A 13,378-nucleotide genomic window follows, 5' to 3' on the forward strand; every position below is an offset into this window, starting at 1 on the left:
ACCCCCCATCTAAGCGGCGCGACGCCTTTGCGCCAACCCCGGCAAGAATGTTTTCAACGCCCGCGCGCGACGGGGCGGCGCAGCCGTCGCCAGCCCAGCACCACGCCGCTGATCGACAGAACCAGCCCGGCGATCGACCAAAGCCACATCCAGCCGGTCCAGACCCGGTGATGCACCGTCAACCACGGCCAGTCCCAGGTGTGGAGCAGCGTATAGACCCAGCGATAGGCGCGGCGCACCCGGTCCTGCCGTTCGACCAGCGCACCGCTCATCGGATCGACATAGAGCCAGGTTTGCGCGGCATCGTCGAAGCGCAGGCGGATCAGCGGCAGGCCCGAGGGCTGGGTCCAATAGAAATCGGGGGCGGTCAGCACCTCACTGCCGATCAGATGGCCGCCCGGAACCAGCATCGCCGCCACCCGGGCGGGATCGGCGGGCCGCGCCGGGGCAAGGTCCGCCTGCTCCAGCCAGCGCGGATGCGGCGAGGCGCGGTCGATCGCGATCCGCCGAAGTCCCGCATCGCCGCTCCATTCGACGCTGCGCGCGCCCTCCGCGACCTGCCGCAGCCGGTCGAGCGCATGCGGCTCGCCCGCCTGGCCCGCATAGGCGCGCATCGCCGCCTCGGGTGCGCTCCCCCCGGCAAAGCCATGCCCCGGATCGACCGACAGCCATCCGCTGACGATCCAGGTCGTCAGCATCACGCCACCCAGCAACCCGCTGACATGATGCCAGAGCATCCAGCCATGATAGGGCGTCACCCGCCCGCCCCGATAGCGCCGCCGCCCCGGCCGCATCCGCAACAGGCCGATCCACAGGCCGGTCAGCGCGACCGCGATGCACGGGCCCGACACCCACATCACCGCCTGCCGCCAATTCTCTCGGTCGCGGCGCAACATGGTGGGATAGAGCCAGTGCGGCACCGACCCCAGCCAGTTCCACCAACGCTGCCGCCCGGTCGTCCGCTGCACCGGCTGGCCGGTCAGGCTGGAGATATAGAGTTCGGTCCCGGCACCATCGGCCAGCGTCGCCTTCCACAAGGGACGGTGCCGGTCGAATCCGCCCGCGACGGTCCATTGGTCGTCCGCGATCGGGGCGACACTGCGCACCGCCGCGCCGCCGAAGCGCGCCGCGACACGGGTCGCCAGTGCGGCATCGACGGCGGCGGGTACGGTGCCCGTCGCCGCCGACAGGAGGCGGGTGTCACCCTCCGCCCCCTCGATCCGCCAGACCGGCGAACCGTCGCGCATTTCCAGCGTGATGCGGCGCGCCATTCCTTCCCCGACCGGCGCCTGATGCACGCGGCCCCAGTCGATCTGCTCCGCCCCCGACCAGCTCTGGGCGGGGGTCAGCGCGGGATAGGGGACGTACATCATCACCAGCCCGCTGGCGAACCACATCACGAAGAACAGGCAGGCGACGATCCCGACCCAGCGATGGGTGAGGAAGGCCAGCCGGACCGCCGCCCTTCCCCAGCGTCGATCAGAACGCCGCACGAAGCCCCACATCCAGCGAGCGGGGCCGCCCCAATATCCATTGCTGGTCGCCGTAAGAGGTGACCGCATAGGCCTTGTCGAACAGGTTATAGACCCGGACATCGACCGCCATGCGCGGGGTCAGGACATAGGACAGGGTACCGTCCACCGTGGCATAGGCCGGAACAGGAAAGCCATTGCCATTGTCCGAAAAGCGCCGCCCGACATAGCGAAGCCCCGCACGCACCTGTACCCGCGTCGTCGCGTCCCAGCGCAGCCAGAGATTGGCGAGCGCCTCGGGCACGTCGGGCGGCGTGCGGCCCGTATAGTCCGCCCCGCCCGAGCGGAAATCGTCGAACCGCGCATCCAGCAGCGTGCCGTTGGCGTCGATCCCGAAGCCCTGCGGCAGGTCGAGCGTCACCGCCGCCTCCACGCCCTGCGCCGAACGCTGGCCGACCTGCTCGACCGGGCTCGACAGCGTGCGCTGCGCCAGCAGGCCGGTCTTGACGATCCGGTACGCCGCCAGCGTCGCGGTGCCGCGCCCGTTTAGGAACAGCCACTTCGCCCCCGCCTCGATCTGGTGGCCGCGCGCGTTGCTGAACGCCACCTGCCCGGTCGAGACGGTAGTCAGCGTGCCCAGCGGATCGACCCCGGTGGCATATTGGCCATAAAGGGACAGGGTCGCCATGGGCTGATACACGATTCCCGCGCGCCAGGTCGCGTTGCGGAAGGTCTTTTCGAAGACGAAGCTGTCCTGCCGCGCGCCACCGGGATAGGCGATCGCCCAGCGGCGGACCTGATTCTCCTCGTAACGGACCGCGCCGACCACCGACCATTTCGGCCCGAGCGTCACCCGGTCCTCGGCAAAGACCGCCAGCGCGGTCGTGCGGGTGCGGTATCGCGGCGCGATCCCCTGCGTATCGAGGAAGCGGCCGGGATCGAAGGCGAAGGGATCGACCGCATCGACCTGCGCGTCCGAACCGAAGTCGTTCTCATGGGTGAAGCGGACCAGATTGGCGTCCCCGCCCACCACCAGCGCATTGGCGATACCGGGGGCGATGCCGGTCCGCCACGTCACGCTCGCCTGATCGCCCCATTGGGTCTGGTCGTGGCGGATGCCGTAATTGCTGCTCCGCCGGATCGTGCCGGGCGCGCCCGCCGATCCGTCCGCGCAACTGCCGCTGGCCGCGACCCAGCAATAGCTTTCCAGATTGCGCCAGAAACGGTCGCTGGTCAGATAATAGGCGATGTTCGACAGGCTGATGTCCGCACCGGGCGTCCAGTCGATCCGGACGGAGGCGCGGTCGTCGCGGAACCGCATCCGCCCATCGCCGACATTATAGTTGCGCTCCCGCACCCGCAGGTCGAGCCGCCCGTCGATCAAGGGCGTGCCGAAATACGTAATCGGCCGCTGGTCTCCATGATCGCCGCGCACCGTGACCGCGAAGACCGGCGATGGCGTCCATTTCAGCGTACCCGACAGCGCGACGCTGTCCGAATGCCCGCGATCGACATAGCCGTCCGAGCGGCGATAGCTGGCATCGACGCGATAGCCGAGCGTATCCCCCAGCGGGCCACCGATCCCGGCGGCGGCGCGAAAACTGTCTTGCGCACCGTAACCGATCTCGGCCTGGCCATGAGTCTCGGCGGTCGGCTTGCGCATCACGACATTGACCGCCCCGCCCAGCGCGCCCTGTCCGTACAGCACCGAGGCGGGGCCGCTCAGCACGTCGATCCGCTCGACCATCCAGGGATCGGTCGGGAAGGTGATCGTCCCCGCCGCCGGGAACAGCCGCACCCCGTCGATCAGTTGCAGCACCGATCCCTGCCCCGAAAAGCCGCGCGCCGACAGCGCCGTGCCGCCATTGCCGGGATTGGCGACGCTGGCGATGCCCGGCGCCCGCGTCTGCGCATCGACGATCGACAGGTCGCCGCGCGCGCGGATCGTATCGCCATCCAGCGACACGATGCTGGCGGGTGTCTCCAACGGGGTCAGGCCCAGTCGACTGGCGGTGGCATTGGGCGTATCCAGCGCCTGCTTCCCGCGCGTGCCGACGACCAGGACGGTGGCATCGGCCCCCTGCCCCTCCAGCTTCTGCGCACCGGCCTCACCGACCCCCAGCAAAAGCGCGGCGCCGCCCCATAGCGCCTGCCCGAACCCGTTACGATATAACATTCTATTGCCCTTAGCGTCTCGTCGCGAACAAGCCGAGGCCTTTCCGTTCCTTTCCGAACGGCCGGATGCCATGCGTACTGGACGCTCTTCCGCACTCGCCATGGCAAACCATTGCGCCTCCGCCATCATTGGCGTCGCTCGTCGGAAAAGACCTTAGCCTCGGCCATCCCCTGGACCAGGCATGAGCGACCTGACGCCGGCAGGTCTCCTGGCTCACGGGTCATCGCGGCATACGCGCCTTCCCAGGTCGCCCCAGTGGCTGGACCGGCCATCGCCGCCCCGTGCGTATCCGCTCACCGCTTACAGTTGCAGGGACAGCCTCGGATTCGGGCGTCGCCGCCCTCACCGCGTTCCCTTTTAATCCCCCTTGTCGGGAGAACCGGCGCGATCATTGCCGGATCATTCCGGCGACCTATCGGTAGGGGGCCGTCGGCGGCGGCGTCAAGCGGGATGAGCATCGCGCCGAACCGCGCTATGGCGGCATGATGGCACGCAAGACCCGCTATCTGACCGCGACCATGGCCGATGGCTATGTGAAGGCGATCGGCCCGACCGCCGCGCCCTTCACCCATTATTGGCGGATCGTCGCCGATCTGGGCGGCGGCCGTACCGAAGTCTTCTGGGGCCATGCCAAGTCGCGCAAGGACGCCAAGGCGAACGATGCCGCCATGGCCGAGGCGATGCGCCAGCGGGGCTGGCTCGGCTATGCGTTCGAGGTCGTCGAGCTGGTCGAATCGAGCGAACCGCCCGAAGGCATGGCCCCCTCCGGCGGAAAGGCGCGCCGCCGCCGCTGACCCGCCGCCACCCCCAAGATGATGATTTTGTCATGATGGGGCTTTACGCCCGGTCACCCCACGACTATTGCGACTGCATATCAATAGAAGATTGGGGAACGACATGCTGGCTGGTTCGGCATTGAAGACGCTTGTGCTCGCTCTGTCGGGGGTGGCGGCACCGGCGCTGGCCGAGGGGGCCCGGCCCATCGTCGCGGACCGTGCCACGCCGTCGACCGACAGCGGCGCGGCGGACCAGACCGGCAACGACATCGTCGTGCTCGGCAAAAGCTATGGCCGCGAGGTCGGCAAGACCGTGACCCCGCTCAAGGACATTCCCAACACCGTCACGGTGATCGAGCGCGACCAGATCGAGGCGCAGAATCTCTTCACGCTGGAGGATGCGCTGACCGCGACCAACGGCATCACGGTCAATGGCGTGGGCAGCGAGGACCCGTCCTATTTCTCGCGCGGTTTCGCGATCAACAATTACCTGATCGACGGCGTCCCGACCTTCGCCCTCGCCTTCCCCGCCGTGGTGCCCGACCTGTTCTTCTATGACCGAGTCGAGGTGCTGCGCGGTCCCGCCGGGTTGTTCAGCGGCGCGGGCAATCCGGCGGGCAGCATCAACCTGGTCCGCAAGCGTCCACTCGACACCGCGCGGGTGCAGGCGGTGGCCGGGCTGGGCAGCTTCGACAATGTCCGGCTGGAACTGGACGCCTCGCTGCCCGCCAGCGAGCGGCTGGGGTTCCGTTTCGGGGTCATGGGCCAGGATCAGGACCAGTTCTACGACACCGCGCACCGCAACCGCGTCGCCGCCTATGCCACGGGCGCGCTCAAGATCGGCGAGCGCACCACCCTGACGGTCGGGGGCAATTACGATCGCTTCCGCCCCGCGATCCAGTCGGGCCTGCCCGGCTATGCGGGCGGCAGCGACGGCAGCGACGGGCGGCTGTTGTCGGTCGATCGCTCCACCTATCTCGGCGCGGACTGGAACCGGTTCGAATCGAAGACGTGGAGCGGGTTCGCCGAACTGGCGCACCGGGTCAGCGATCGCTGGACGCTGCGCGCGACCGGGCTCTACACCGATGTCGATCGCATCGATATCTACAGCTATATCGGCAGCCAGCCGGTGACCGCCGCCAACCAAGGCGTCACCAACCAGATCGCCTATCGCGGCGACAGCAAGCAACAGACCCGCGCCTTCGACTTCAATGCGATCGGTAGCTTTCCGCTGTTCGGCCGCGACCAGACGCTGATCCTGGGTTGGGACTATCAGGCGAGTTCGGGCACCTCCTATTACAGCCGCCTGTCCAACTTCGCGACGATCGATGTGTTCGACCCCGTCTCGCCGCCCGAACCGCCGCTCAACCCCTATGGCCCCTCGGCGCCTTACCGGGTGCCGGGGACGAACCGCTTCATCACGCAGGTTTACGGCGCGAGCGGAACCGACGTCGAGCAATATGGCATTTACGGCCAGATGCGGCTGAGCCCGGTCGCGGGGCTGACCCTGACCGGTGGCGGGCGCGTGACATGGTGGGACACGACGATCCGCACCCTGCTGGTCGCCTCGGGCACGATCCCCGCCCCGACCCGCTATGGCTTCAACGGCCGCTTCACCCCCTATGCGGGTGCGGTATGGGATGTGACGTCCGACTGGAACGTCTATGCCAGCTATGCCGACAGCTTCAGCCCGGTCAATTCGGGCGGACGCCAGCGCCCCGACGGCCGCCCGATCGAGCCGCTGGTCGGCGATCAATATGAGGCGGGGACCAAGCTGGCCCTGATGGACAAGCGCCTGTTGCTGTCCGCCGCGGCCTATCAGATCACGCAGCGCAACCGGACGATCAACGATCCCGACAACCTGCTGATCGTCTATCAGCTGGGCAAGGTCCGCGCGCGCGGCATCGAGGCGGAGGCATCGGGCGAGATCCTGCCGGGCTGGCGGATCAATGGCGGCTACAGCCTGACCCGCACCAAATATCTCTCCGACATCAATCCGGTGGTCGAAGGGCTGACCCTGACCCCGATCATCCCCGAGCATATGGTCAAGCTGTTCACCAACTATAAGCCGCAGGGCGGCGTGCTTCAGGGGGCCAGCCTGGGCGGCGGGGTGACCTGGTTCAGCGAGACCTATGGCGGCGCGGCGGCGACCCGCAACGCGCAAGGGGCGTTCGTCCCCTCCACTATCGTCCGGCAGGGTGCCTATGCGGTGGTCGATCTGCGCGCGGGCTATGAAGTGAACGAGCGGCTGGGCCTGTCGGTCAACGTCAACAATGTGTTCGACAAGACCTATTATGCCCGCATCAGCTCCACCGCGCGCGGCAATTATTACGGCAGCCCGCGCACGGTGTTCGCGACCTTGCGCTACACCTATTGAGCGTCAGCGGGGCGGCGCTACGCGGCGCCGTCCCTCCGCGCCAGAAACCGGCGGATCGGCCTGTCCCAGACGCGAAGCGCGATCATGGCGAAGGCGATAGTGAACAGATAGAGCGACACCGCGACCATCGCCGTCATGCCGCCGCTCGCGGGCTCGCTCGCCACCCAGTTCATATAGACATACACGAACGGATAATGGGTGATGTACAGCGGATAGGAGAGCCGCCCCGCCGCCCGGCACAGCGCTTGCGTCACCCGGCCCCCGTCCGAATGCCGTCCCAGCATCAGGATCGTGGGAAACAGGAACAGCACGCAGGCCGCCTGATAGACGCCGTTCCACTTCACCCCACCCGCCTCGGGCAGCACCGGCGCGGCGAAGACCGCCAGCAGGATCAGGCTCAACCCGCCAAAGCCCAGCCGCACACGCGGCAACCGCTCGCCCAGCCGATAGAGCAACAGCCCCGCCAGAAACGGATAGGCCAGCCGGACCGACGCGCCCCAGAAATTGGTGAGCCCCCAGCCCGTATCATAGGAGCCGAGCGTCAGTGCCGTCGCGGCGGACACCAGCGCGGCGATCGCGGTCGATCCGACCAGCCAGGGGAGCCTCAACCGCCGCAACACCAGGGCATAGGCCAGGTTGGCGATATATTCCTGAAACAGCGTCCAGGCGGGCGCATTGAGGGGGTGGCTGTCCCCCAGCCGGTTGGGCAACGGCCCCGACGGCAGTGCCAGCAGCCCCGCGACAAAGGCCAACGCCACCAGCATCCCCGACGCGCGTTGCCGATCCCCGGCAAAGGGATCGAGCAGATAGCTGAGCAGCCCCAGAATCGCACCCAGCACGACCAGCGGATGCAGCCGCACCAACCGCCGTACGAGAAAGTCCCGCACGCTCATGCGCCCCCACCGGTCGTCATAGGCATAGCCGACGACGAAGCCCGACAGCGCGAAGAAGAAATCCACCGCCAGATAGGCATGCGGCAACAACAGCCGGTCCGGCGCGAACAGGACGGTGATGCCCTGGATATGAAAGGCGACGACCAGCAGGGCGGCGGTGCCGCGCAGGCCGTCCAGCACCTGGAAATGCTGTCTGGTGCTCCCTTGCGCCTCCGTGGCGAGGACGGCCGGATCGCTCATCCGCGAGCGGGCCTTGCCGGATTGCCCATCACGGTCGCGCCCGCCGCCACGTCGCGGGTCACGACGCTGCCCGCGCCGATGATCGCGTCGTCGCCGATGGTCACGCCGGGCAGGATCAGCGCCCCGCCCCCGATCCACACATTCGCGCCGATGCGGATCGGGCGACCGAACTCCCATCCCTCGCCGCGCAAGGCCGGATCGCGCGGATGGTCGGCGGTCAGGATCTGGACGCCGGGGCCGATCTGCGTCCCTGCGCCGATCTCCACCCGCACCACGTCGAGGATGACGCAGCCGAAGTTGAGGAACACCCGCTCGCCCAGATGGATGTTATAGCCATAATCGCAGTGGAAGGGCGACCGCACCACCGCCCCCGCTCCGGCCTGGCCAAGTCCTTCGGCCAGCATCGCATGACGATCCTCCGCGCTCGCCCCGGCCGCGCCGTTGTACCGCGCCATCCAGGCCGCGGCCCGCACCGCGTCCGCGCTCAGCTCGGGATCGTCGGCGCGATAGAGTTCGCCCGCCAGCATCCGTTCTTTCTGGGTCATCGCCATCAGCTCAGATCGTGCAGGTCTTTGCCGAGCGGCGCGGTGATCCGCAGGTCGGAGAACCGCACCTCCAGCCCCTCGCGCTCGGGTGTGCATGCCATCGGCCCGACCTGATAGGCGCTCGCCACCGGAAACGGGGCCAGCCGGACCAGGGGCCAGCTCTGGCCGTCCGCCGACACCTGTAACCGCAACACGCCCTTGGCGACGGTCGCGCGCATCCAGAAATCGGCGGCATCGCCCGCATAAGGCCCCGTCGCCCAATCCGAACGGCCATCGGTCAGCACGCTGCTGAGCATCGCCCGGCCATCGGACAATTCGATGCCCGCCTTGACCCAGCGCCGCTCGTCGACCCGGACCATGATGCCCGCCTGATCGTACAGCTTTTCATAGCGCGCCCGGATGCGCAGTTGCGCGGTAAAGGCGTCGCCGGTCGGAAAGCCCAGGAAATGGCCACTGTCGCGGGTGAAGCCATAATGGGTCTCGCGCCAGAAATCGGTGCCCCGGTCGGTCGCCAGCGTCATCTCGCCATTCGGCCCGGTCCGCCATGATCGGGGCGTGTTCAGCCACCGCCCGTCCCGACGCCCCATGATATCGGTCGCCGTCTGCGGTCCTTGCGCGGCGGCCGCGATCGACGGCACACCCAGGGCGACCGCGCTGCCCAAAATCGTTCGCCGCGACGGATGCGCTTCCGGCATGGCCCTCTCCCTCTTTTGCGTTAGGGCAGGCGGAAAGCCTCTGCCCCAGTCGGGCAACATGTGTACAAATGTACACATCTTATGCAACGGAGTTTTCGTATGTCGGAAGGACGATCGCGGCCAAACGATCCCGACCGGCGACGGCGTATCGTCACCGCGACGCTGGATGTCATCGCCGAACATGGCGTAGCGGGCACCACCCATCGCCGGATCGCGGCGGCGGCGGCCGTGCCGCTGGGTTCGGTCACCTATTATTTCGCGTCGCTCGAAGAATTGCTGACGACCGCCTTCACCCAATTGGCCGAGGAAAGCTCCGACGCCTTCCGCGCCCGTCTGGCCGGTGCGCGGGACCGCGCCGGGGCTCGCGCGGCGATCATCGACATCATCGCCGGATCGGTCTGGGCCGAGCCCCGCACCCTGTTGCTCAGCTACGAACTCTACGCCTTCGCGGCCCGGCACCGGTCCGTGTCGAGCGTGATGCAGGGATGGATGAACAACAGCCGGGCCGCCCTGGAACGCTTTTTCGATCCGCTGACGACCCGCGCGCTCGACGCCTTGGTCGAGGGGATCGGGATCCACAACTCGATCGACCCCGACCCGCTGGACCGCGATGCCATCACCGAGATCGTGAACCGCATCACAGGCGATTGAGGACCGTCACGACGGCGTATGACCCTATTCAATCTTGCGATTCGTTATCAATATCACTAATCGGCCCTCAAGATTCAAAGGGGACCGCATCATGAAGCCCATCATCCTGGCCGGTACGGCGCTGGCCGCTCTGGTCGCATCGCCCATTTGGGCAGCCACGCCCGACGATCTCGACCGCCGCACCCCCGCCGAGGTGGAAGCCGACGAACAGCGCGAAATTCTGGTCGAGGGGCGGCGGGATCAGGCCTTTGCGGGCACCAAGACCGAAACGCCGCTGATCGAGGTGCCGCAGCCACTCACCGTCATCCCGGATGACGTCTATCTGGCGCAAGGTGCGATCAACATCGCCGACACGGTGCGCTATGCCGCCGGCGTCAATTCCGACGCCTATGGCCGCGACACCCGCGTCGACAGCCTTACCATCCGCGGGGTCGAAGCGCTGCAATTCCGAGACGGGATGCGCGACATCTTCAGCTATTATGCCAGCATCACGTCCGACCCCTATAATTTCTCGCGGGTCGAGGTGGTGCGCGGCCCCGCCTCCGTGCTGTTCGGACAGGGCTCGATCGGCGGGATCGTCAACCTCGTGTCGAAGACGCCGTTGTTCACCAACAGCGCCGATATGAGCCTCGTCTATGGCAGCTATGACCGCAAGGAGGTGCTGGCCGACGTCAACGGGACGCTGGGCGATACGCTGGCCGCGCGGATCGTCGCGCGGGTGCGGGATGCCGACACCTATGTCGACCATGTCGCCGACGACCGGGTGATGATCGCCCCATCGGTCACCTGGCGGCCGGGCGCGCGTACCGATGTGACGCTGCTGGGTCTCTATCAGAAGGACCATAGCGGCTCGACCGCGAACTTCCTGCCGATCATCGGCACGCTGCGCGACAATCCCGGGAACCCGCGCCTGCCGCGCTATCTGTTCGTCGGCAAGCCGGGTTACGACCGCTATGACGGGCGGCTGCTTCAGGGATCGGGCCTCATCACCCATCGCTTCGCCGACGATCTGAAGCTCAGCCTGAAGGCACGCTATATCGACAGCGACCTCGACTATTTCACCCATTACACCAACAGCTACGGCAATCCGACCAATCCCTATCTCCCGGGCAGCAACGGGCGGCTGATCCCGCTGATCGCAGGATCGTCGGTCGCACGGCTGAACGTCTTTTCCACCGACAACAATGTCCAGTGGCGCTTCAACACCGGCGCGGCGGTGGAGCACACCCTGCTCGCGGGCGTCGATTATAGCTGGAACCAGGTCCGCAAGAGCGACAATTACGACTTTTCGCAGGTCATCGACCTGTACGACATCGACTATGCGTCGATCGTCGAGCCGCCGCTGACCGCGCCGTTCACCCGCGACACACAGAAGCAGCTCGGCCTCTATGTCCAGGACCAGATCCGACTTTGGGACCGCGTCTCTGTGGTGCTGGGCGCCCGGCGCGACCATGTGCGCACCGCCAGTCTCAACACGACGAGCGGCGCGATCAGCCGAACCACCGACGCCGCCACGACCTTCCGGGCCGGCATCATCGGTGAAGCGGGCGCGGGCCTGTCGCCCTTCTTCAGCTATACCGAAAGCTTCCAGCCCGTCGCCGGCCAGACCAGCGCCGGCACCCCCTTCCGCCCGCAGACCGGGCAACAGTTCGAGGGCGGCGTGAAGTGGCAACCCGACCGTGCGACGCTCGTCACGCTCACCGGCTTCAGCATCAAGGAGCGGAACCGCCCTGTCCCAGACCCCCGCAACCCGCTCGGCCAGATCCAGGCGGGCGAGCTGACCACCCAGGGGTTTGAGCTGGAGGCGACGCGCACCCTGCCCGGCAATTATGACCTGTCGCTTGCCTATGGCTTCAACGACGTGGGTGGCGATACGGGCCAGATCGGTTATCTGTCACGCCACACCGCGTCGGCATGGGGCACGAAGATGTTCCAGGGGGACTGGGCGACGCTGCGGCTGGGCGCAGGCGTCCGCTATCTGGGGCAGCAGGTGTCGGGCAACGCCGCCTGGACGATCGTCACCCCGGCACGCACGATGGTCGACGCGCTGGTCGAGTTGGAACGCGACCGCTGGCGGCTGCGCCTCAACGCCACCAACCTTCTCGACAACCGCGGCTATGCCTCCTGCCTCGCCCGCGGCGACTGTTTCGTATCGGCACCGCGCAACGTGATGCTATTGCTGGGATATCGGCTCTAACCGCGTCTTGGCCTCTCCGGCCCTGCCCCCCGTGGCGGCTTGACCGACATGGAGTGTGAACGACCTGCACCGGGTGTTCGCGCTCCCTGTCGCCGGTCCTTTCCTGGAAATCGAACGACGGCGCGTCGGGTTGTAAGAACACGCCGCGCATCAGAACTGTCGGCTTCCATGGCAGCGCAGACAGGGGAGCGCCGAATTCGCGCCACGATCAGCCAGACGATTCCCATGCCACCATGTCTGCCGCTTTACCCCAGACCAACGTGCTCGTGATGCAGTCACGATGGGTTTTCATCGGAGAGAATGGCGCGCGTAGCCGTCCCGTCTGCCACGGCTGATCTACACGCTCATCCAAACCGCCCGGCTCAACTTCCTCGACCCTGAAGCCTGGCTGCGCGACGTGCTCACCCGCATCGCCGATGGGCACCCGGTAAACCGCATGGCGGAATTGACGCCCTGGGAATATGAGTAACGTGCCAATTCGTGAGGAACGATGTGTCCAAACCCTTGTTCCACGTTCTGTTCAACCCGTCTGGCGCTGGGACACTGCGCCAGACCTTGGTTCAGAAAGGTCGAACTGAGCAGGTCGCGTGCTCGTTCGATGATTTCAGTTTCGGGCCGGTCGAGGCTGACGACGCTGCCAGGGTTGCGTAGGTCGAGCAGGAGCTGGGCGTCACCGACTGGGAAAGCGTAGTGGCGGACACAGTGCCATTCCTTGAAGCATCCTGCTCGAACGGCGTCTTGCCGGTCGCCTGGATCTCGCGCCGTGATGCCCGGAGCTATGCCAGCTTCCTCTGGTGGCTTTCGCACCTGGGTGACGCGCCCTGCAAGATCATCGACGTTACCGATTTGATGGTGAGCGGCGATGAAACGAATACGGTACTACGTCCGGCGATCAGCCCCGCTGCCCTCAGCGCGACCTTGAATTGGTAAAACGAGCGGAGCATCAGGCTCGATGGAGGCAGTTGCTCTCCGACAATGCACCGCTTCGTATTGTGGACCGGGACGGCTCGCTGACCTCAGCACCGATCAGCTATTTCGACCCTCTTATGCTCTCATGCGCAATGTCAGCTTGGCAGAAGATGGCTCGCATCGTCGGCGAAGCACTTGCCAGCTTTCTGAAGGACGGCGTGCATCAGACAGGAGATCTGGTTCTCTACGCCCGCGCGTGCGTGCTCGCTGAGAGCGGATCGCTTGAATGGCGCGGTGACCTCTCGTCCATGCAGGCTTGCGAGTTGCGCCTCCCCCCGTCCGCATAGGATCGATTCACTTTGCGACGACCGGATACGTCTCCGACCGGACGCTTACATCGCCAGTGCTGTTGGGGTGAACGCGAAAAGTCCCCGGAAGCGTGAGCTT

11 protein-coding genes, 1 pseudogene and 1 riboswitch are annotated in these 13,378 nt (G+C 66.6%); of the genes and pseudogenes, 7 read left to right on the forward strand and 5 right to left on the reverse strand.

Annotated elements, in window-relative coordinates:
• Nucleotides 1-53 precede the first annotated feature (53 nt).
• Together OXQ33_RS02315 and OXQ33_RS02320 are read right to left on the reverse strand one after the other, a co-directional pair.
• Nucleotides 54-1,493, reverse strand: coding sequence for a PepSY domain-containing protein (locus OXQ33_RS02315; protein WP_267433033.1), 1,440 nt, complete (start codon nucleotides 1,491-1,493; stop codon nucleotides 54-56).
• Entirely contained in the window at nucleotides 1,480-3,648 is a 2,169-nt protein-coding gene (locus OXQ33_RS02320; RefSeq protein WP_267433034.1) for a TonB-dependent receptor, read from the reverse strand. The genes OXQ33_RS02315 and OXQ33_RS02320 overlap by 14 nt, the downstream gene beginning before the upstream one ends.
• A gap of 180 nt (nucleotides 3,649-3,828) precedes the next feature.
• Nucleotides 3,829-4,047, reverse strand: a riboswitch (cobalamin riboswitch).
• Nucleotides 4,048-4,133: 86 nt separating this feature from the next.
• On the opposite strand from OXQ33_RS02320, the gene OXQ33_RS02325 reads away from it, so the two are divergent.
• Complete coding sequence (locus tag OXQ33_RS02325) at nucleotides 4,134-4,442, forward strand: hypothetical protein (RefSeq protein WP_267433035.1); 309 nt, start codon at nucleotides 4,134-4,136, stop codon at nucleotides 4,440-4,442.
• 103 nt (nucleotides 4,443-4,545) lie between these two features.
• Nucleotides 4,546-6,801: a TonB-dependent siderophore receptor gene (locus OXQ33_RS02330; RefSeq protein ID WP_267433036.1), complete on the forward strand. Its 2,256-nt coding sequence runs from the start codon at nucleotides 4,546-4,548 to the stop codon at nucleotides 6,799-6,801.
• 17 nt (nucleotides 6,802-6,818) lie between these two features.
• Here the strand turns inward: OXQ33_RS02330 and OXQ33_RS02335 are convergent, their stop codons facing one another.
• Genes OXQ33_RS02335 through OXQ33_RS02345 form a run of 3 tightly spaced genes read right to left on the reverse strand, consistent with a single transcriptional unit; the run spans nucleotide 6,819 to nucleotide 9,174 of the window.
• Nucleotides 6,819-7,934 (reverse strand): acyltransferase, encoded by a 1,116-nt coding sequence (locus OXQ33_RS02335; RefSeq protein WP_267433038.1) that lies wholly within the window; start codon nucleotides 7,932-7,934, stop codon nucleotides 6,819-6,821.
• Nucleotides 7,931-8,479 (reverse strand): sugar O-acetyltransferase, encoded by a 549-nt coding sequence (locus OXQ33_RS02340; RefSeq protein WP_276039664.1) that lies wholly within the window; start codon nucleotides 8,477-8,479, stop codon nucleotides 7,931-7,933. Before OXQ33_RS02340 ends, OXQ33_RS02335 begins: the two co-directional genes overlap by 4 nt.
• 5 nt (nucleotides 8,480-8,484) lie before the next feature.
• Nucleotides 8,485-9,174 carry a DUF1349 domain-containing protein gene (locus OXQ33_RS02345; protein ID WP_267433040.1) on the reverse strand — a complete coding sequence of 230 codons (690 nt, stop codon included), beginning with the start codon at nucleotides 9,172-9,174 and terminating at the stop codon, nucleotides 8,485-8,487.
• A 99-nt stretch (nucleotides 9,175-9,273) separates the two neighbouring features.
• Between OXQ33_RS02345 and OXQ33_RS02350 the strand changes: the two genes are divergently transcribed.
• The 5 genes and pseudogenes from OXQ33_RS02350 to OXQ33_RS02370 all read left to right on the forward strand — a co-directional run bounded on the left by OXQ33_RS02350 (nucleotide 9,274) and on the right by OXQ33_RS02370 (nucleotide 13,278).
• Nucleotides 9,274-9,825: a TetR family transcriptional regulator gene (locus OXQ33_RS02350; protein WP_267433041.1), complete on the forward strand. Its 552-nt coding sequence runs from the start codon at nucleotides 9,274-9,276 to the stop codon at nucleotides 9,823-9,825.
• Nucleotides 9,826-9,916: 91 nt separating this feature from the next.
• Complete coding sequence (locus tag OXQ33_RS02355) at nucleotides 9,917-12,022, forward strand: TonB-dependent siderophore receptor (RefSeq protein ID WP_267433042.1); 2,106 nt, start codon at nucleotides 9,917-9,919, stop codon at nucleotides 12,020-12,022.
• A gap of 334 nt (nucleotides 12,023-12,356) precedes the next feature.
• Nucleotides 12,357-12,491, forward strand: a pseudogene (locus OXQ33_RS02360) (transposase domain-containing protein); the annotation flags it as partial.
• A gap of 221 nt (nucleotides 12,492-12,712) precedes the next feature.
• The gene (locus OXQ33_RS02365) at nucleotides 12,713-12,952 is read left to right on the forward strand and encodes a hypothetical protein (RefSeq protein ID WP_267433043.1); all 240 of its coding nucleotides are present in this window, start codon (nucleotides 12,713-12,715) and stop codon (nucleotides 12,950-12,952) included.
• Between the two features lie 32 nt (nucleotides 12,953-12,984).
• The gene (locus tag OXQ33_RS02370) at nucleotides 12,985-13,278 is read left to right on the forward strand and encodes a DUF3658 domain-containing protein (RefSeq protein WP_267433044.1); all 294 of its coding nucleotides are present in this window, start codon (nucleotides 12,985-12,987) and stop codon (nucleotides 13,276-13,278) included.
• Nucleotides 13,279-13,378 lie beyond the last annotated feature (100 nt).

The organism is Sphingomonas sp. GM_Shp_1 (assembly GCF_026540895.1).
In the GTDB taxonomy this organism is placed as follows: Bacteria; Pseudomonadota; Alphaproteobacteria; order Sphingomonadales; family Sphingomonadaceae; genus Sphingomonas.

Bases quoted from the DNA above. Each gene is read 5' to 3' on its own strand.
- OXQ33_RS02320 (WP_267433034.1), bottom strand. From the start codon at position 3,648: ATGTTATATCGTAACGGGTTCGGGCAGGCGCTATGGGGCGGCGCCGCG.
- OXQ33_RS02325 (WP_267433035.1), top strand. From the start codon at position 4,134: ATGGCACGCAAGACCCGCTATCTGACCGCGACCATGGCCGATGGCTAT.
- OXQ33_RS02330 (WP_267433036.1), top strand. From the start codon at position 4,546: ATGCTGGCTGGTTCGGCATTGAAGACGCTTGTGCTCGCTCTGTCGGGG.
- OXQ33_RS02335 (WP_267433038.1), bottom strand. From the start codon at position 7,934: ATGAGCGATCCGGCCGTCCTCGCCACGGAGGCGCAAGGGAGCACCAGA.
- OXQ33_RS02340 (WP_276039664.1), bottom strand. From the start codon at position 8,479: ATGACCCAGAAAGAACGGATGCTGGCGGGCGAACTCTATCGCGCCGAC.
- OXQ33_RS02345 (WP_267433040.1), bottom strand. From the start codon at position 9,174: ATGCCGGAAGCGCATCCGTCGCGGCGAACGATTTTGGGCAGCGCGGTC.
- OXQ33_RS02350 (WP_267433041.1), top strand. From the start codon at position 9,274: ATGTCGGAAGGACGATCGCGGCCAAACGATCCCGACCGGCGACGGCGT.
- OXQ33_RS02355 (WP_267433042.1), top strand. From the start codon at position 9,917: ATGAAGCCCATCATCCTGGCCGGTACGGCGCTGGCCGCTCTGGTCGCA.